General features: G+C 44.4%; 17 protein-coding genes. 4 read left to right on the top strand and 13 right to left on the bottom strand.

Annotation, left to right across the window (positions count from 1 at the left end):
* Positions 1-131 precede the first annotated feature (131 nt).
* The 3 genes from JMW94_RS13010 to JMW94_RS13000 all read right to left on the bottom strand — a co-directional run bounded on the left by JMW94_RS13010 (position 132) and on the right by JMW94_RS13000 (position 2,629).
* On the bottom strand, positions 132-803 hold the full coding sequence (locus JMW94_RS13010; RefSeq protein WP_060490392.1) for an ABC transporter permease subunit: 672 nt from the start codon (positions 801-803) through the stop codon (positions 132-134).
* Positions 800-1,546, bottom strand: coding sequence for an amino acid ABC transporter permease (locus JMW94_RS13005; protein WP_055123453.1), 747 nt, complete (start codon positions 1,544-1,546; stop codon positions 800-802). The genes JMW94_RS13010 and JMW94_RS13005 overlap by 4 nt, the downstream gene beginning before the upstream one ends.
* Before the next feature lie 96 nt (positions 1,547-1,642).
* Positions 1,643-2,629: a glutamate/aspartate ABC transporter substrate-binding protein gene (locus JMW94_RS13000; protein WP_201604690.1), complete on the bottom strand. Its 987-nt coding sequence runs from the start codon at positions 2,627-2,629 to the stop codon at positions 1,643-1,645.
* A gap of 324 nt (positions 2,630-2,953) precedes the next feature.
* Between JMW94_RS13000 and JMW94_RS12995 the strand changes: the two genes are divergently transcribed.
* Positions 2,954-3,934 (top strand): Hsp33 family molecular chaperone HslO, encoded by a 981-nt coding sequence (locus tag JMW94_RS12995; RefSeq protein ID WP_201604689.1) that lies wholly within the window; start codon positions 2,954-2,956, stop codon positions 3,932-3,934.
* Between the two features lie 116 nt (positions 3,935-4,050).
* On the opposite strand, the gene JMW94_RS12990 is transcribed toward JMW94_RS12995, so the two are convergent.
* The 10 genes from JMW94_RS12990 to JMW94_RS12945 all read right to left on the bottom strand — a co-directional run bounded on the left by JMW94_RS12990 (position 4,051) and on the right by JMW94_RS12945 (position 15,820).
* Entirely contained in the window at positions 4,051-5,520 is a 1,470-nt protein-coding gene (locus tag JMW94_RS12990) for an esterase/lipase family protein (protein WP_109590925.1), read from the bottom strand.
* A 228-nt stretch (positions 5,521-5,748) separates the two neighbouring features.
* Entirely contained in the window at positions 5,749-7,950 is a 2,202-nt protein-coding gene (locus JMW94_RS12985) for a PhoX family protein (protein WP_201604688.1), read from the bottom strand.
* A gap of 249 nt (positions 7,951-8,199) precedes the next feature.
* A complete protein-coding gene (locus tag JMW94_RS12980; RefSeq protein WP_201604687.1) occupies positions 8,200-8,916 on the bottom strand; it encodes a fumarylacetoacetate hydrolase family protein in 717 nt (238 codons plus the stop codon).
* Positions 8,917-9,116: 200 nt separating this feature from the next.
* The gene (locus JMW94_RS12975; RefSeq protein WP_201604686.1) at positions 9,117-9,842 is read right to left on the bottom strand and encodes an ABC transporter permease; all 726 of its coding nucleotides are present in this window, start codon (positions 9,840-9,842) and stop codon (positions 9,117-9,119) included.
* A gap of 12 nt (positions 9,843-9,854) precedes the next feature.
* The gene (locus JMW94_RS12970) at positions 9,855-10,589 is read right to left on the bottom strand and encodes an ABC transporter permease (protein ID WP_045453595.1); all 735 of its coding nucleotides are present in this window, start codon (positions 10,587-10,589) and stop codon (positions 9,855-9,857) included.
* A 630-nt stretch (positions 10,590-11,219) separates the two neighbouring features.
* Complete coding sequence (locus JMW94_RS12965; protein WP_201604685.1) at positions 11,220-12,131, bottom strand: ABC transporter substrate-binding protein; 912 nt, start codon at positions 12,129-12,131, stop codon at positions 11,220-11,222.
* A 102-nt stretch (positions 12,132-12,233) separates the two neighbouring features.
* Complete coding sequence (locus JMW94_RS12960; protein ID WP_201604684.1) at positions 12,234-13,160, bottom strand: transporter substrate-binding domain-containing protein; 927 nt, start codon at positions 13,158-13,160, stop codon at positions 12,234-12,236.
* A gap of 32 nt (positions 13,161-13,192) precedes the next feature.
* On the bottom strand, positions 13,193-13,993 hold the full coding sequence (locus JMW94_RS12955) for a transporter substrate-binding domain-containing protein (protein ID WP_173936682.1): 801 nt from the start codon (positions 13,991-13,993) through the stop codon (positions 13,193-13,195).
* Positions 13,994-14,304: 311 nt separating this feature from the next.
* Entirely contained in the window at positions 14,305-15,102 is a 798-nt protein-coding gene (locus tag JMW94_RS12950; RefSeq protein ID WP_045443533.1) for an ABC transporter ATP-binding protein, read from the bottom strand.
* A gap of 394 nt (positions 15,103-15,496) precedes the next feature.
* A complete protein-coding gene (locus tag JMW94_RS12945; RefSeq protein WP_201604683.1) occupies positions 15,497-15,820 on the bottom strand; it encodes a hypothetical protein in 324 nt (107 codons plus the stop codon).
* 449 nt (positions 15,821-16,269) lie between these two features.
* Here JMW94_RS12945 and JMW94_RS12940 point away from each other — a divergent pair, with 449 nt between their 5' ends.
* The 3 genes from JMW94_RS12940 (at position 16,270) to JMW94_RS12930 (ending at position 18,893) form a co-directional block, all read left to right on the top strand.
* A complete protein-coding gene (locus JMW94_RS12940) occupies positions 16,270-17,571 on the top strand; it encodes a glutamate-5-semialdehyde dehydrogenase (RefSeq protein WP_201604682.1) in 1,302 nt (433 codons plus the stop codon).
* A gap of 181 nt (positions 17,572-17,752) precedes the next feature.
* Complete coding sequence (locus JMW94_RS15040; RefSeq protein ID WP_201604681.1) at positions 17,753-18,523, top strand: ribonuclease domain-containing protein; 771 nt, start codon at positions 17,753-17,755, stop codon at positions 18,521-18,523.
* Position 18,524: 1 nt separating this feature from the next.
* Positions 18,525-18,893 carry a barstar family protein gene (locus JMW94_RS12930; RefSeq protein ID WP_201604680.1) on the top strand — a complete coding sequence of 123 codons (369 nt, stop codon included), beginning with the start codon at positions 18,525-18,527 and terminating at the stop codon, positions 18,891-18,893.
* The last annotated feature ends 191 nt before the right edge of the window (positions 18,894-19,084 follow it).

Below are 19,084 nucleotides of genomic sequence, written 5' to 3'. Positions count from 1 at the left end.
GTATGTATCAGCTTTGCTCATCACTGGCTCCTAACCACATTGTTTTTAATAATCGTCATTTAAGAAAAGTTAGATCAACTACTCAACCAAAGCCTCAACACTCAAAAAGCGCAAGCCAAGATAAATATCTATCAAAATCGCAAACGCTTTTGCAATTGTTGTACACCCACGGAGGCACTGACACTGATGATGAAATACACCGCACCCGCACCCAAAATGTAAGGCGTCAGCAAGCCCATCAGCTCACCGCGCACATAGGCGGCACGGAAAAAGTCTGTCAAACCAATAGCAAAAACCAACGTCGTATCTTGGAATAAAATAATACACTGCTGCAAGATTAGCGGCAGCATTTTGCGAAAGGCTTGTGGCAAAATAACCAGACGCATGGTCTGCCCATAAGTCATACCCAGCGCTTTGGCGGCATTGACCTGCCCACTACCAATCGATTGAATACCAGCACGCACCACCTCTGAAAAGTAAGCGGCTTCAAACATCATAAAGGCAACCACACAAGAGGCAAAAGCAGCATCAAGTTGTAAGTACTTACCCGCTATCCAAAAATAAATCATCGGTACGGCAAAGTAAAACCACAGTAGCACCAGTAGTAGCGGTACAGAACGAAAATAATTGACGTATAGCTTTGCTGGAATCTCAAGCGCTTTGATACCAGACAAGCGCATCAACGCCAATACCGTTCCTAAGCTAATACCACCAATAATCGCCAAAAACAGCACTTTTAAGGTGGTAATCATGCCGCCCATCAAACCAGGATAGGCTGTTGCCAATTCGGTCATCATGTTCATTTCTGACCTCCTGCAATGAGCCCAGGTACACGCAGTTTGCGCTCAATTAACCCCATAATAGCAATCAACGATAAGTTAAATACTAAATAAATAATCGTCGCGTAGGTATAAATCTCGATGCTGTTTTGGGTGTATTCGCTAATAGTTTTGGTTTGACTAATCAGCTCCATTACCCCCACTAATGAGGCGACGGAGGCGTTTTTGAAGCAGTTGGTCAGCTCAGAGCTGAGCGGTGGTAAAATAATACGAAAGGCCTGCGGTAGCAGCACTTCTTTGTAGACTTGCGGAATACTAAAGCCTAGTGCATAAGCAGCATTGATCTGACCTTCGGGCAACGACTCAATACCTGTACGCACCTGTTCAACGATACGAGCGGCGGTAAATAATCCAAGACCGATACTTGCTGAGAGCATGGCTGACGTGTTGGGCGATAAATCCTTATACCACCATTCTTGTATCGTGGGCGTGAGCCAGCCAGGTGCAATATAAAACCAAAAGAACAACTGGACAAGCAGTGGAATATTACGAAAAAATGTCACATAAGCGGTGCCAATGGCACGAGCGGTCTTATTAGGCAAAGTACGCATAATGCCAAAGATAGTACCTACGACCATAGCAATGGCCCATGCGATACTACCAATCAATAGTAGCCAGCCAAGACCAGTAATCATCCAATGGATATAAAGCTCATTACCGATACCAGTCTGCTCAAAGAGCACACCCCAGTTCCAGCTATAATTCATGGTTGTCTCTCCGAGCAGCGACTGAAAATCCTACGTGTTCAGATTGACATCAACATCAGTCTGAACACGTAAGCAAGCTATGTTGCAGGACAATAATTACTGTGCCGTCGCAACTTTCGGCTGAGCGCTGTCATGCGGACTGGCAATCAAGGCTTTTAAGTTGTCAGACATCTCAAAGTTTAGATTGACGTTCTTTGGTGGGATTGGGTTTAAGAACCACTTGTCATAAATGCTGTTGATTTCCCCTGATTTAAAGACATTCGCTAACGCTTCATCGACCACTGCTTTGAACTCAGGATCATCCTTACGCATCATACAACCATAAATTTCAAACGATTGCGGCGTGCCGACGATGACCCATTCATCAGGATTTTTTGCTTTGGCTTTTTCGCCAGCAAGTAGTACATCATCCATCATAAAGGCATCCGCGCGACCATTTTCTAGCATAAGGAAGCCTTCGCCGTGGTCTTTTGCTGAGATGATATTCATGTCCATTTTGTTGTCATCATTATACTGACGAATATAACGCTCTGAAGTTGTGCCTGCGGTCGTGACTAAGGTCTTACCTTTTAGGTCTTCGAAATCTTGAATACCTGAGTCTTTTTTGGTCAATAGACGCGTACCGATTTCAAAGAAACCGTTGGAGAATGCCACTTGTTTTTGACGCTCTTCGTTGTTGGTGGTCGAACCACATTCAAAGTCGACCGTGCCGTTTTGTACCAAGGGAATACGGGTTTGTGAGGTGATAAGGTTATAACGGACGTTGAGGTCTGGCATGTTTAGCTTTTGCTTAACCGCTTCGACGACTTTCATCTCCAAATCGTGCGCATAACCAATCGGCTGATTTGGGTCGTCAGCGATATAAGAAAATGGAATAGAAGAGTCACGGTGACCGACCACGATAGTACCCGAGTCTTTAATTTTTTGTAGAGTACCGTTGGTAGTGGTTTCTGTCGCTGTTGCATCATCTGCTGGCGCATCAGTGCTGGTTTTGCTACTGTTATTACACCCTGCAAGACCTAGTGCCATAAAAGCAGCGAGAGTTAAAGGTTTAGAGAAAGACCTAGAAGATAGATAGCTCATGAGATACATCCTTTTATCACATTATCACAAGATTGAATGAGTGCTTGGACGACACAGGTCTTATTCATTGACCTTATTGCCACGCATCCATGCGGTTGTTGTTGCTGTTATTTATCACAATGCAACTTAATGTTACTGTACAACAAAATAGCGGGTGTGGGTAAAAAATTTTTAATGAGGCTTATTTTTTAAGGATATCGGGCTTAGTATCACCATAACTATCCAATAAACGCCTTTAATCTGTTAAACAATATCTAACGGGCAATTGATAAATCACGATGAATCCCCATAAAGCTAACAACTTCTTAATACTATAAATGACCTATGACACAAGATACTCAAGTCCCTAATACGGACAGCCAGAACGCTGGCAACCATAGTGACAATGACGTACGCCAACGTTTCTTTATTGAAGATTCGCCAGTGCGCGGTGATGTGGTGCGCCTATCACGCAGCTATGCCAGTACGATAGCCCAAAAGCCTTATCCTGAAGCGATCAAGCGCTTATTGGGTGAGATGCTGACAGCAGCGAGTTTGCTTATCGGCACGGTCAAAATCAATGGTCATCTGTCCATTCAATTGCAATCATCAGACAGCGATAGCTTGCTAAACTGGGCAATGGCAGAATGCAATCAAGACGGTATCATCCGTGCCCTTGCTAGCTGGAAGGGTGAAACTGATGAGCAAGTACAGGCGTGGGAAAATATGACTCATGCCAAAGAGGCATTTGCTGAATTGGGTGCGATGGGTCAAGGCGTGTTGTTTATTAACATTCAGCCTGAAGACGGCGAAGCCTATCAAGGCATCGTCGAGCGCAGCCATGACAATTTGGCAGACTGCTTAGCGCATTACCAAAAGCAATCGGCGCAGATTCCAACCTTGATTAATTTGGCATCTGATGGTCTACAAGCGGGTGGCATGTTGGTACAGATGCTTCCTCGTACTGCTGAAGAAACCTATGAAGTCGAGCAAAACCAAGATGCGGGTATCGACGATGACTTGTGGACACGTCTGAGCGTTTTGACACGGACAGTGAAAGCTGAAGAGTTGACCACGCTTGATGCCAACGAAATCCTTTATCGCTTGTATCATGAAGAAAATGTCGTCGCGCCCGATCCTGTTGCATTATCATTTGGTTGCACCTGCTCACGTGAGAAATGTGAGATGGCCATTGAGCAAATCGGTGAAGCAGAAGTCTTAGATATCATTGATGAGCAAGGCGGTAACTTTGAGATGGATTGCGGCTTTTGTGGCGAGATGTATAGATTTAATAAAGACGATGTGACCACGATATTTTCTGAGTAATTAGGATTTAGTGAAGCTCGCTTAGTAATAGAAAAACCCTCAAGTGTGACGCTTGGGGGTTTTTAACGTCATGGCTTGAAGTTTATGACTAACGATATAACTGGTTTCGAGCACGCTTAATTGGCTACTTCATCCACTTCTGGATAAGAATAGATACGACTATCAAGCCCATACTTTGCATCATGGGCATCGCCTAGCCTATTATCCAACAACCAAGCAATAACTTGCTCATGTACTCTATCGCTGTAGATTAAATTCATGTGATTGACCCCATAAAAAATCGCCTTATGTCCCTCTGGTACTGCTAGCGTATGCTCTTCGGTATATTCGCCGAGCGCTGATTCTACTGAGACCAACCCGTCCCCAAGCAAACTTGTGGTCTTAGATTCATAATGAGTTTCAATCAAAGCTGCCGCCACTAAATAGGTATTCACATGCAGGGGCAAACGCGTGGGATGACGAAACTCTGCTGGCAGCACGCTGCGCCCTTCGGTAGACTTCCAATCAGCATCGCGAATACTGCCGTAACGTAAATCTATAATACCAGCGCTACGCAAGTCGCCCAATTTAGCCAATGATCCTGCAAAAGGCAGCTTAGCGATTTTATCTTGAACAAAATGACCAATCTGCTCCAAGCTTGCGCCATGATGCGGTGAGCCTAAGGTGACAAGATTCCCTACGCGTTTGACCCAGCTAAAGCCTTGCTCTTTACCGTAAAACAACGCACTACGGCTCAACAAACCGCCCATACTATGACCGATTAAATCTATTTGAGTGACGTCTGGATTATTCTCAACCAAATCTTGCAAGACTTTTGCAAAGCTACGTCCGTTGCTAGAAATACGCCGACCCGTATTATAGTTTAAATACAGAACCGTCGCTTTTGGCAAGTGATTGACCAACACTTCACCCAAATTGCCTTCTCCAGATACCTGCCAGCTCAAGTGACTCATACAAAGCCCATGGCACAAGATAATAATACGCCCGGACAGCGCGCCACTTTGTACACGATTGTATTCATCGTATAGCACCATCGATACTGCCAATGGATTGTGATGAGTGATAAGGTGATCGCCCATGACGCCATTTAGAATATTGACCAAGCGACGTAAGTTTTTGGGTAAAGGTTGTATTTTTTTGGGTTTAGAAACAGTGTTATAAAGACGCAGCCCTGAGGCAAGATTATTGCCCACCAATTGCATAGTATAACGCACCGTGCCATAAATCCGCCCCGTGATACCGCGCTGCCAGTGCTCAATATTGCCTTTATTAAACCGCCCTAAAGGACGCAGCAGAATCTCACGATGGATAGCCTCTACAATATCAGTGACCTCCACCACGCCCATCGTTGCCAACTGAGCCAAGCCTTCAAAAAAATCAACCAACGTAATAGGCTGATGCGGTTTGCTATAACTGTTGTCCACCGTCTCGGCGCTCAGCTCATCGACATAGATATATTCGAGTTTCGCCAGCTCTTCATAGACATCGCCCTGAAAACCTTCACCAGTATCCGACTCAATAGCAGTTGGACGCCGAGTGGTGGCAAATAAATCATGAATGGTTTCTAAAGGTTTTGGACTGGTCATAGTGTTAACATATCAAGCAGTTGAAAGGATTTTCCATACTATCCTGTAATTGTCATAAACAGAAGAGAATGATTTAACTATCAAGTATTTTTATTGTCAAAAGAGCATACACTCTTTTAACATCAAAGCTTGCACACTAGCAATTATTATCCAAAACAAAAAATCCCAAGCCATGACTTGGGATTTATGTATTGAGTAAGACACATCGTTACTCATGCAAATGTCTAACTAGACAAACGACTCTGCCAGTATGACATCGCCATCTTCACGCGTAATCATCACGGTCGCTGAGCGCGGCGTACTGCCTCCAGCAATAGCGCCCCAAGTATTACCCGGATGTTGAATATTGATAAATAAGGTTTTAAAGTCAGGAGCCATGGTAATACCTGTGACTTCACAGCCTTCAGGACCGACAAAAAATCGTTTGATATTGTCATTACTAGCAGGCATCCCAACTCGTGTTTGTTGTCCCGCTGAGGTCGTTATGGCTGTCCCATCACTGACTTTACCCGGCAGCGCCGCCAGTAACATACAGCTGCTGGTATCGGTATAAGCGCCATCATCGGTCTGAATCCACAATACGCCACGCGGATCGAAGTACAAACCATCTGGGGAAGACAAATCATTGCTATCATTTAGCTGTGACAAATTTTCTGCGGCCAGATCATAAGGCGTGGCAAACAGATAAATATCCCACTCAAAACTCATGGCCGCATGATCGCCACCTGCTTCTGCCCAGCGAATGATATGACCGTTGTCATTACCTGCCGCTTTTTCACCTGCCTGATAGCTACGCGGATTAGAGGCTGACACAGGTTGGTCTTCACGTACGCCGCGATATTTATTATTGGTCAATGTAACGTACACCTCACCAGTCATAGGGCTAACCGACACCCACTCTGGTCGATCCATTTTGGTGGCGCCGACCACATCTGCTGCGGCACGAGCAAAAACCAGAACCTCATCTTGCCCATTAAAAGGCAATACCGTATTGGAGGCATCCAGTCCATTTTGACTATGGACGAGTGCTTTCCATTCACCGCTGCCATCTTCATTAAAGAGAGCAACATAGAGCGTGCCATCATTCAAATACTTATCACCTGCTTTTAAGCCACCACCGATATCACTATTTGACCATGTGGCTTTGGAGACAAACTTATAAATATATTCGCCGCGAGCATCATCGCCCATATAAAAGACCACCGGTTTGCCTTGTTCAACCGGAGCATAAGCACAGTTTTCATGGGCAAAACGTCCCAGTGCCGTACGTTTTTGCGGCAGAGAATTTTGGTCAAACGGGTCAATTTCAGTGATATAGCCAAAGGTATTAAAGCCATTACGATAATCGTCAGCCGCACTGGTACCGACGGCGGTCATATCCCAGCGCGAAAATTCATCGGCTATCTTGGCATCTTTAGCTTCAGGTGTGTGCCACAGATACTCCCAACCTGGGAAATCCTCTGTTACACCGTAGCGCTCGCGACCATAGTTTTGCCCATCACTTAATTGACTGGCATCTTGCCCACGGGCGAATACCCCTAAAAAGTTCTCTTCGGTGGTCAGATAGGTGCCCCAAGGTGACAAACCTGCACCGCAGTTATTATTGATGCCGCGCGTCTGAAAGCCTGTCGGATCAAACTTAGTCTTGACCAAACCAGAGCCGGCAACGGGCCCTGTCAACTGCGCCGTACTACTACTCGTGAGACGGCGATTATATTTCGAATCAGCCACCATCTCATAGCCCATGCCATCAGCGCGGCGTTTCATCTCGACCACCGCCACTCCATGACAATTAACCTCACGGCGCACATCGCTAGCAAGTCGACGATTTTTAAAGATGGGCGCGGCGTTGTTATCTTGGATCACATGATAGCCAAACGGACTCAGCTCATTACTGTTTACATATTCATGATTCATCACTAGCAGCCCATTCTCTGCCGCTTTAGCATCATAAGCGCCGCCATTCTTACCAAAGAACCACATGCCATCATGGTTATCACCCATGCGCCACTCGAATGACTCTGCCGACTGCTCTCGGTTGTCTTTCCAATCGTCGATACCAGATATCAGCGGCGTACCCAGTGGTAATATCATCTCGGCTTTATAGCCTGCTGCCACGCTCATCGTTTCGGCAGTTGAATGCGCCACTGCCGTAAATTTCAAAGTCTCAGGACGTTTGAGATCGCCCTGTGCAGGGATAGCCGCGTTATTATCAGTATTCTTGATAGGACTGCTGTCATCATCATCGCTACAGCCAACCAAAGGTAATGCCCCAAAAAAAGCCGCCGCCGTCAATCCTGTGCCACCTTTTAGGATACTACGACGATTTAAACGACGACTAATAATGGTTTGAAAATCGATATTGTCAGTCGGATTAGAGTCTTCAACGACTTCATGGGCAAGTGGTTGTTTATTATTCAATAATGTCATTATCAGTCACCTTGCTATTAGGCTGGATTGGCGGAGAGTTGGGCGCGGCTTTACAATTATCACCACAAAAATACGAATTACGCCTAAGTCTACCGAGAGTTTATGACAGAACGTTGAAACATAGATGACATTCTCATGACAGCACTTTGTGAGCACCTCATAAAACGAAAAAATCCCAAGCGTTAACTTGGGATTTGATGATAGCGTCGCTGCATTTGACGACTGATAAAATAGTACTGCTATAAAAACTTATTGAACCTGCGCCTGCCATTCATGGGCACCGAGCTTCAATTTTAACGCATCACCTGCTTGTAATATGCCAACGCCGCTCGGCGTACCAGTCATAACCACGTCACCTGCTTGTAAGCTAAAGGCATGACTAATCTCTGCCAGTAATTCATAAACTGGAAATAACATCAAGGCACTATCGCCATTTTGCTTAAGCTCATCATTAATATAAAGCTGATATTCGACATGGCTAAAATCACTAAACGCTTGCGGATCAATCCAATCAGCAAGTACACAGGCACCATCGAAACACTTAGCACGCTCCCATGGATGACCTTTTTCTTTGAGCTTACTTTGCAAGTCACGTAAGGTCAAATCCAGCCCCAAAGTCACGCCACCTATCGCTTGCTGTGCTTGTTCAAGCGTGGCTGCCGATAAGTCTGCTGCTAATTGCACACACAGCTCAGCTTCATAATGGGTCTCACCATATATTGCTGGATTGGGACGGACGATATCATGACGCACACTGACCACTGACGATGCTGGTTTCATAAATAAGATGGGTGATTTTGGTATCTCATTGCCAAGCTCGCGGGCGTGTTCTGCATAGTTACGGCCGACACAGACCACTTTGCCGATGGATGCACGTACGCTATCGTTAACCATTGCGATGCTCGCGTCATCATTGACACTGGCAGCAATCGCATTGATTAAAGACATATGGGGTGATTGGCTCATACTAGGCACTCACAGCAGATTATTGATAGGTTGGTCATACATACTGCACTATCTGTCGTTATTTTTCTAGGGCTTATCTTCATTTTAAAAATAGCCATAAAAATGAGATAAATGGCAGTTAAACAAAATAATAGCGGGTTAATATTAAGATATTAACCCGCTATTTCATTGATTTTTTAGCATTATTTTGAGCCAAACCATTAAGGTATGGTGTTGGTCATTACATCAGGCGGTACATAGCTTGTGTGGCGGTTCATTCTTTTTTCAAACAACCTAAAGCTAAACAGAATCACCCATGATAATAGAAGGTAAATAATACCAGCAGCAAAGAACAGCTCCATCAAGGTATAAGTTCGCGCACTAATGGTTCGAGCGACACCCGTGATATCCATCAAAGCGATGGTTGACGCAAGCGCACTGCCTTTTAGCATAAAGATCACTTCATTGCTATAAGCTGGAATGACAATACCAAAGGCACGGGGTAAGGTAATACGCGTAAGCTTCTGCCATTTCGACATACCGATAGCGTCAGCTGCTTCGAGCTCACCAACAGGAATAGTCTGAATCGCACCGCGAATGATTTCTGCCAAATAAGCACTGGTATTCATGGTAAAGGCAATGATGGCACACCAATACGCTTGACTGAGCACAGGTTCCCATAAGAACGAATTCCGTATAGCCTCAAACTGTCCTAGACCATAATAAATCAAAAATATCTGTACCAGCAGCGGCGTGCCACGGAAGAAAAAGATATAAGAAAAGGGTAGTATCTGCACCAGCCAGTTTTTTGACAAGCGCAACTGGGCTAAAACCAAACCAAAAAATAGACCGATAATACCCGAGATAACCACCAGCTGTACGGTCAATACTGCCCCGTCTAATAAATCAGGAATACTATCAAAAATAACCTGCCAATTCCAATCCATAGTATCTCTCCTCTATCCTATGGTCGATTGACGGTGGGTTGACTGACGGCTCAGCTTTTTAGCGTAGCGTGCCGCTGGATTGGCGCGCCATTCGAGCCACATCATAAAACCAGTAATCAACATGGTTAAACCCAGATAAATAATCGCCGCTGCCATATAAAAAGTAAATGGCTGCTGCGTTGATTGGGCGGCACGTGACGCCTGATACATGATGTCTTTGAGGCCCACAACTGATACCAATGCAGTATCTTTGAGCAACACCAAAAACAAATTGCCCAATCCTGGCAACGCAATCTGCCAAACTTGTGGCAAGGTAATGCGATAAAACGTCTGAAAAGGACGCATACCAATCGCTTGCGCCGCCTCCTTTTGCCCTATCGGAATCTCTTGGATCGACATGCGAAAAATTTCAGTCGCATAAGCGCCAAACGCGATAGACAACGCCATCACGCCACCCCAAAAGGCACTGATCTCAACATATTCGTTATAGCCGAATTTTTTGAGAATCGTCATCAGCAGCATAGAGCCACCGTAATAGATAAACAGTACCAATAGCAACTCTGGAATACCGCGCATTGTCGCCGTATATACAGTCGCAATTTTACGCAGCAGCCAGACATTGGACAGCTTAGCTGTGGCACCGAGCAGCCCTAAAGCCATGCCGATGACTAAACTGGTCATGGCAAGCTTGATGGTGACGGTAGCGCCGCTCAGTAGTAGCGCGCCAAATCCTTGTAAATCAAACACAATTATCCACTCAGTCTCTTTATATTAGCAATTTGCAAAATATGAGTTAAAAGAATCAGCATCAATCGCTGAGCGCTGCTGATAAGCGTATTTTATACCAAATAGACCTTGGTGCTTTGCGTCATAGATGGACGTCAAATCAATACAATTATTGCAGCGGAAATTGACACAGTAGAAATGAGCGCTGATTTTATCATATTCGCTGCCAGCTATGTTAATACTCACACGTAAAAGCAGTGCTTAAATAGACGCTTATCTTCTTAAAAACACATCAGATTAGTCATATTTTTACAAACCGAACAGTCAATATCACAAGACCAAACTATTTTTTATAAAAAACAAAAAAAGGATATCGCTATTGAAGCAATACCCTTCCTATGAAATGGAATTCAAATTAACCTAGGGCGTGTCCTCAATTCAACCGATAGCAATCTAAATGAGCTAAAAATGGTTAAATCTTGCCAAACATCGTCAAATAGCTAGGTAATATCTCGATATTATCTGCACTATTTTCCTTGTTTGACTGCAATTTACCTCATTTTTATCACCATTTTTAAAATGAGGACACGCCCTAGTAAAAATCACCATTCTCACGGTTACGATGCAACAGTGCTAAACATATTTTAAGACTTATTCAGCAGGTTTTTCTGTCGGCTCAGTAGTGACCGTTGAGCTTGACGCTGGAATCGCAAAATATTTTTGATTGATTTTATCGTAAGTGCCATCCGCTTTAATATTAACCAATGACTTATTAATTTTTGCTTGCAATGCATCGCCTGGACGCACCGCGATGGCAAAATTATCGTTTATGTCAATCTCTTGACCTTTGAGCGCATACTGACTGCCTGAGGTGGAGCCAAGCCATTCTAGCGCTGGCAGCTTATCAGACACCATCGCATCAACACGATTCGAACCCAAATCCAAAAATGCATTACTTAGCGTGTCATAAAGCTTCATATCAGCATTCGGATAAACCTTTTCTAACCACTGCGAAGAAATGGTCGAGCGCTGAGCGGCAATAGAGTGCGCATTGATATCATCGCTATTACTAGGATCGAAGCTGCTGTCTTTTTTGGCCAAAAACACTAAGGTATTGCTAAAGTACGGCTCTGTAAAGCTGACTTGTTGCTCACGCTCAGGCGTCACCGACATGGCGGCCACAATCGCATCATACTTACCCGCTTTTAGACCGGGGATAATACCGTCCCAATCTTGCGCTGTGATTTCACATGTTACCTTCATATCGGCACAGATAGCGTTGGCAATATCAACATCAAAACCACCAAGGGTGCCATCCGCATTGGTATAATTAAAGGGAGCATAAGCGCCTTCGGTACCAATACGCAACACATCACCCGTCGCTGCGGTCTCAGCGGCGTCTGGGCTGACATCATCATTTGCATCATTTTGACCATTGCTACACCCTGCTAAGGTTAAAAGCGCCGCCATCGCAAGCAAGGGCGCTGAAAAACGTCGCGCTTTGATGCCATTGATAACGGATGCGTTCGCGATTGCACGGTGTTGGTCAAAATGGTTATTCATGATCATCCTTGGGGTTTGTGAGTAAAATAACACTCATCTCTATGAGTGAATATCGCCATACGTGACAGCCATATCAGCCGAGCACAGAGATGAGCTATGATATTAGTTAGTCGCCGCTTCAGCTGATTCTTCTTTCACTTCAACAGCATCATCACCTTCAACCACCATCACTTCTTTTACGTCGGTGGTTGCCAAGGCTTTTTGCGCAGCAGCAGTAGAGCTGGTGCCAAAATAGCTGCCTGTGATTTGGTCATAAGTACCGTTTTCTTTTAATTCAGCCAACGCTTTATTGAACTTAGCGACCAATGGATCGCCTTTACGAAGCGCGATACCCATGGCATCTTCATCGGTGCTGATTTCTTGTCCTTTCACTTCATAGTCTGTGCCAGCATCCGTTTTGAGCCAATCGATGCCAGTGACTTTATCGGACATCATTGCCCGTACGCGACCTGAAGTCAGATCCAGATACGCATTATCTTGGGTATCATAAAGCTTGATATCAGCATCTGCATGTTCATCCTGCAAGTACTGTGAAGCGACGGTTGAGCGCTGTGAGGCAATGGGCTGACCTTTTAATGCATCGACGCGAATGTCATCACCTTTTTTACCAATCAAGATAATGCCTGTGTGAAAGTACGGGTCAGTGAATTCAACCACTTCTTTACGCTCAGGCGTGATCGACATACCTGCGATAATTGCATCGAATTTTTGGGCATTTAGACCAGGAATGAGACCATCCCAATCTTGTGAGATGACTTCACATTTTGCTTTCATTTGTGCACACAGAGCGTCGACCAGCTCAATCTCATAACCAATTAACTTGCCATCAGCATCGGTATAACTGAACGGCTTATAGCTTGATTCGGTGGCAATTTTTATGTTCATAGGTGCATCGGCTGTGGTGTCAGCTGCCGCACCATCTTCAGGCGTGGCGCTATTATTACAACCAGCCAGCATAAGCATCGCGGCACTTAATGGCGCAAGCCAAAGCGCCTTAGTTTTTAATGATGATGTCATTGATATTGTCATGTTTGCTATTCCTTCATTTTTCAATCAGAAGATTATTGACCAAAGTTCGCTTGCTCAAGACGTGCCAGCTCACCGTTACTACGGATTTCGCTGAGTGCTTTATTAAAGTCGTCTCTGAGTGCGTCACCTTTACGAACAGCAATGGCAATATTGTCGTCATTGTCAATTTCGTCACCAACGATACCAAAGCCTTCAGGGTTATCTGCCAACCATGATTTGGCAGAGACTTTTTCCGCCAATACTGCATCGCTACGACCAGACTTTAGATCCAGATAAGCATTGTCATAATTGTCATACAACTGCACAGTATTGCCGTCTTTGCCTTCATAGTTATCTTGTAAATAAGCGCCAGGCGTGGTTGAACGTTGACCACCAAGTGTCAAGTTTTTGATCGCCATAGGATCAAAACTGCCTTTGGTATCGGTCAGCCAAACCATCGTATTGGCAAAGTAAGGCTCGGTAAAGTCGACTTTTTCTTGACGCTCAGGTGTAATAGACATACCCGCAATCACTGCATCATATTTTTGTGCTAAAAGACCCGGAATAATGCCATCCCAATCTTGAGCGACGATTTCACATTTGGCTTGCATCTGTTTACACAAGGCATTGGCAACGTCAATATCGTAGCCTGCCAAGCTGCCATCAGCATTGGTGTAGTTAAAAGGAGGATAAGCACCTTCGGTCGCGATACGAATGGTCTTGCCAGCCGTTTCTGCTGCAGTGGCGTCAGTGTTGCTATCAGTAGTTTCATTAGCCGGTTGACTACAGGCGCTCAGCATCAATGCGGCGGTAACGGTCATCGATGACCACAATAGGCGAGAATTCGACATCATACATTCCTTAAATTCTGATGGGTTTTTAATGTAGGGTTCTGATATTTTGTTCTCTGACGTCCCTGCCAGACAAGCAATATAGATAGCAGAATACACAAGCAGCCGTCATTATCGACCACCTGTAAACCTTTTGATAATACCTGAGTAAAATATCAAAAACAAACGTTTTACATACCGACTGTTATTAACGAGTAATAAACGGTCAACGCTGCTTACTAAGCAGTAATTTTACGCTTAAAATAAAATGACGATAGGGTGGTAAGAATATTACCACCCTATTTTTGCATATAAAACGGATACTAAATACGAGGCTAGTTCTGACGATGCGATGCCATAAAGTCTTTGACACGCTCAGAGGTAGGATTATCAAAAACTTGCTCAGGCGTGCCAATCTCTTCAATCACGCCTTGATGCAAGAACACCACTTTGCTTGATACTTCTCTCGCAAAACGCATCTCATGGGTGACGATAAGCATAGTACGCCCCTCTTCTGCCAACTCACGCATGACAGCGAGCACTTCATTGACCAGCTCTGGATCTAAAGCTGAGGTTGGCTCATCGAATAGCAGCACTTGTGGCTGCATGGCAAGCGCACGGGCAATAGCGACACGCTGACGCTGACCACCAGATAAATTCGCTGGATAGGCGTCTTTTTTATCAAGCAAACCGACTTTATCAAGCAGCTTTTCAGCATCGCTAATGGCTTGATCTTTTTTAATCTTTAAAACCTGCGTTGGTCCTTCGATGATGTTTTGCAAAATCGTTTTGTGCGGCCACAAGTTAAAGTTTTGGAAGACAAAACCCACGCGCGCGCGCAAGTTTTCCAATTGCTTAATATCGACCGCTTGCAGCTCACCTGACTTAGCAGGCTTGAGCATCAGCTCATCATTACCGATAATAATACGACCTTGATTGGGTTTTTCGAGCAAATTAATGCAGCGCAGCAAGGTAGATTTACCTGAGCCTGATGAGCCCAAAATAGAGATGACATCACCGTCATATGCGGTAAGGGACACCCCTTTTAGTACTGCCAATGAGCCATAGCTTTTATGGACGTCTTGTAAATCTAAGGCGATAGGCCGAGTCGGATCTTTTGCAATATCAAGCATGGTTCAGCAGACTTCCAATAAATATGAGTGAAAACACGAATAAAAATGAATAAAAAATAGCGGCATAGGCAGCATAAATAGTATCAGCATCAATCATAGCATTATTGTGATAAGGCAATGATTCGTGACACAAATAGAAAAAATGTCACATTGTCTCTTATTACACAGCAAAAAGGCAAATCCTGTATTGAACCAGATGCTCAATCAACGCTGAATCAGTGGCAAATAAATATTAATAAGCCACCAAATAGCTAACACAAAAAAGCCCAGACTGTATTTACAGCGCTGAGCCTTATTTTATCACTTTCGTGTACTGGGCGTAGTTTTATCTGATTATCTAGTTTTATTCGCTTATATCATCAACTAATGATAATCAGTTAATCAAAGTAGCGATTTAGTACGTTGAGACATGTTCTTCGCTCTCAGTGCCGTCCAGCACTTCGGAGTCATCTGCTGTTGCCACCGCCACATCATCATTACTACCCACTGCCATACCATCATCGGCGCTAGCAACTGCAATATCATCGCCATCGCCTGCTGTCGCAACACCAGTAGCTTCATCCTCTACCGCTGTTTGTGCATCAACGGCTGGAGCAGTTTCCATAGGGGCTTCTTCTTTCTTACCGCAAGCGCCCAATGTCAATGCCGCGGCAACCAAACCAACTGTCAGCAAGCTTTTACGCGTGGTGTTGTCGATAGTGTCATTTCTAATAGCCATTTTTATTCTCCATCATTATTTCATTTATTGAATTGTATTTGACGAGCAGCCATTCGTACATGAATGTCTGCCCTTTAATTGCTTTATGATGCACCGTTAAGCTCTACTATACGTATAATTAATGCTAGCTACCTTAGTAGTTACAACGCAGTTCTGTTAAAACCACGTAACCGAAATCTTGCGTTTTTGCTTTCTCTAAAACGATATTTGTATCATTGAATTGCAAGGACTCAGTAATGGTAAAGTCAGTAAAATGACGCGACGACAATGCTCATAAACGCTATGTAAAGCAGGCACTGTTCACAAAATCATCTTTACTATCGCCTCAATCTCCTCTATGTTAAATAGCATAATACCTCACAGGTATCTAAATCATCTTTTTGCCACATTTTCGCCTTTTTGGGCGCTTTCATTTGCTTAAAACATTTATAACATAAGGAAAATAATTTATGAGTCAATCGAATACCACAGACGTTACTGCGTATATGCAAGCTGTCGGCAAACAGGCACGAGCTGCTTCTCGTGTGCTGGCTGCGGCAAACACTGGTGACAAAAACTCAGCATTAATGGCGATTCATGATGTGTTAAAAGAGGCCAAATCAGATATTTTGGCCGCCAATAAAATCGATATGGATAATGGACAAAACAACGATTTAGAGGCAGCCTTACTGGATCGCTTAGCGCTAAATGATGCCCGCTTTGACGGCATGCTCCAAGGATTAAAAGACGTCGCTTCATTACCAGATCCCATCGGCGAAGTCACTGACATGACCTATCAGCCATCAGGGATTCATTTGGGTAAAATGCGGGTGCCGCTCGGCGTGGTCGGCATGATTTATGAGTCGCGCCCTAACGTGACCTTAGAAGCGGCTTCATTGGCGCTAAAATCAGGCAACGCTATTATCTTGCGCGGCGGCTCTGAAGCGTTTGAATCCAATCAAGCGATTGCCAAGTGTATCTTGGAAGGACTACAAAAAGTCGGGCTGTCTGAGCACAGTGTGCAAGTATTACAAACGACAGATCGTGCTGCTGTCGGCGAGCTGATCACCATGACAGACTATGTTGATGTCATTGTCCCACGCGGTGGCAAAGGATTGATTGAGCGTATCAGCCGCGATGCTCGCGTTCCTGTCATCAAGCATTTAGATGGCAACTGCCATACCTTTATCGATAGTGATGCGAATGCCGAAATCGCCATCAAGGTCAGCGTCAATGCAAAAACCCATCGCTACGGTACGTGTAATACTATGGAGACGCTATTGATCGACGAATCAGTCGCGGGTGCGCTATTGCCAAAGATTGCCGAAGCCATCATCGCCGCTGATGATGCGATGCAATTGCGCCTTGATGACAAGTCGCAAGCCATCTTAAATGACAATGCTAAGCTTGCTGGTCATCTGTCTGCAGCCACTGCTGAGGATTGGGATACCGAATATTTAGCGCCTATCTTAGCGGTAAAAGTTTTGTCAGGTATTGACGAAGCCATTGAACATATCAACACTCATGGCAGCCATCATACCGACGTTATCATCACCGACAACTATACCAAGTCGCAACGTTTTATCCGTGAAGTCGACTCAGCGAGCGTCATGATTAACGCCTCTAGCCGTTTTGCTGATGGCTTTGAGTATGGATTGGGTGCTGAGATTGGCATCTCGACCGATAAAATCCACGCTCGTGGCCCAGTAGGACTTGAAGGTCTCACCTCACAGAAATGGATCGTTTATGGTCATGGTGAGACTCGCGCCTAACGTCTTATCGCTTAGCCTATCATCCACTCTCTCATTTAACGTATAATCCACAAAAAAACGCCAGCTCAATTGCTGGCGTTTTTTAGTAGTGTCAAATATGTTATATATGCGGTATTAAAACCATATGTATGGTAGAAATCATGCGGCACGATAATAAAACAGGCGATAGGAAAGTGGGCTTATGCAGAGTGGTAAAATCAAGCACTGGAATTCAGATAAAGGCTATGGCTTTATCGATGTAGACAACCAAAGTGAAGACGTGTTTTTCCATGTGAGTAAAGTGCGATTATCACAGCCGATAACCATTGGTCAAAGCGTCTATTTTAATAGTGAGCGTAATGATAAAAACCAACTACGAGCCACTGAAGTCACTTCCAATGAATTGAGTATTTTAGCCACTCCAGACTCAAATATAACCAATCACCATTCAAATACTAACAGCCGACACAACTCTATTGATAATAACAAAAACCCGCGACACACTACCCGTGACAATCGCCATAGTCAGCGTGGCAATCAAAACAAAAGAAGCTTAGGCTCTACCCTATTTAGTGTGATTGCCCTTATTGCCGTTGCTGTTTACTTTTTTGGTGATTTGTCGTCTGGGTTTTTGACCGATAGTATTGACCCAACGACGGTATCACAAACCTCATCAGAGGCACAGCCAGCAAAGACAAGCGGCGTCACGGGCGATGCTCAGATAGACAATACCATTGCCCTTATACAACGAGGCGGGCCATTTCCTTATCCTCATAAAGATGGCACGACATTTTATAATCGTGAGGGCAGATTGCCCACGCAGTCACAAGGCTACTACCGCGAATATACCGTGCCGACCCCTGGCGTGTCACATCGCGGTGCACGGCGTATCGTCACAGGTGGTCATCCGCCGACCGTATATTACTTAACCGTTGATCACTATGATAGCTTTCGCAGACTGGACGTAAAATAATATGAGTAAAGCCATCCACTATATTAATCTGGGTTTTGACCAAGATATTAACCAAAAAACTACAGCACTAAATGCTAGCATGCCCGCTCAGACTGTTAACATACCGGTAGACGAGATACTCAATAAAGCCACATTATTAACAAACTTAGCCAATGCCTGTGATTTTCCCAGCTATTTTTCACATAACTGGGATAGCGCATGGGACTGTTTAACGGACAGCGAAGTGACTCACCTGATGCTGGATCTAACAGCGGTGAAAAAAATAAACACCGAAGATTTTAATGTTTTCAAAAGCATCATTGAAGATGCCTACAGAGATTTTGGCAAGCCGCAATTATGGGTTATTATGCCGTCCGTGGATGATGCCTAGTCGCCAAACACCACACAAACCTGAATTCGAGATAAAACCATATTTATCCCGAATTCAGGTTAATTTATTTTTCTCTGCACACGACAAAAAAATCATCCCCACCCGATTTTCATAGGTTTAGGGGTTAAAAAGCTAACTAACTGTCGAAATACAGTCTTATCATTGTTAAAGAACACCAAGTGAAGGCCCTC

It is taken from the genome of Psychrobacter immobilis (assembly GCF_904846185.1).
Classification (GTDB): Bacteria; Pseudomonadota; Gammaproteobacteria; order Pseudomonadales; family Moraxellaceae; genus Psychrobacter; species Psychrobacter immobilis_B.
This window is presented reverse-complemented; position numbering and strand designations above follow the sequence as displayed.

Coding starts and splice junctions, on each gene's coding strand:
- JMW94_RS13010 (WP_060490392.1), bottom strand. CDS start 803: ATGAACATGATGACCGAATTGGCAACAGCCTATCCTGGTTTGATGGGC.
- JMW94_RS13005 (WP_055123453.1), bottom strand. CDS start 1,546: ATGAATTATAGCTGGAACTGGGGTGTGCTCTTTGAGCAGACTGGTATC.
- JMW94_RS13000 (WP_201604690.1), bottom strand. CDS start 2,629: ATGAGCTATCTATCTTCTAGGTCTTTCTCTAAACCTTTAACTCTCGCT.
- JMW94_RS12995 (WP_201604689.1), top strand. CDS start 2,954: ATGACACAAGATACTCAAGTCCCTAATACGGACAGCCAGAACGCTGGC.
- JMW94_RS12990 (WP_109590925.1), bottom strand. CDS start 5,520: ATGACCAGTCCAAAACCTTTAGAAACCATTCATGATTTATTTGCCACC.
- JMW94_RS12985 (WP_201604688.1), bottom strand. CDS start 7,950: ATGACATTATTGAATAATAAACAACCACTTGCCCATGAAGTCGTTGAA.
- JMW94_RS12980 (WP_201604687.1), bottom strand. CDS start 8,916: ATGAGCCAATCACCCCATATGTCTTTAATCAATGCGATTGCTGCCAGT.
- JMW94_RS12975 (WP_201604686.1), bottom strand. CDS start 9,842: ATGGATTGGAATTGGCAGGTTATTTTTGATAGTATTCCTGATTTATTA.
- JMW94_RS12965 (WP_201604685.1), bottom strand. CDS start 12,131: ATGAATAACCATTTTGACCAACACCGTGCAATCGCGAACGCATCCGTT.
- JMW94_RS12960 (WP_201604684.1), bottom strand. CDS start 13,160: ATGACAATATCAATGACATCATCATTAAAAACTAAGGCGCTTTGGCTT.
- JMW94_RS12955 (WP_173936682.1), bottom strand. CDS start 13,993: ATGATGTCGAATTCTCGCCTATTGTGGTCATCGATGACCGTTACCGCC.
- JMW94_RS12950 (WP_045443533.1), bottom strand. CDS start 15,102: ATGCTTGATATTGCAAAAGATCCGACTCGGCCTATCGCCTTAGATTTA.
- JMW94_RS12945 (WP_201604683.1), bottom strand. CDS start 15,820: ATGGCTATTAGAAATGACACTATCGACAACACCACGCGTAAAAGCTTG.
- JMW94_RS12940 (WP_201604682.1), top strand. CDS start 16,270: ATGAGTCAATCGAATACCACAGACGTTACTGCGTATATGCAAGCTGTC.
- JMW94_RS15040 (WP_201604681.1), top strand. CDS start 17,753: ATGCAGAGTGGTAAAATCAAGCACTGGAATTCAGATAAAGGCTATGGC.
- JMW94_RS12930 (WP_201604680.1), top strand. CDS start 18,525: ATGAGTAAAGCCATCCACTATATTAATCTGGGTTTTGACCAAGATATT.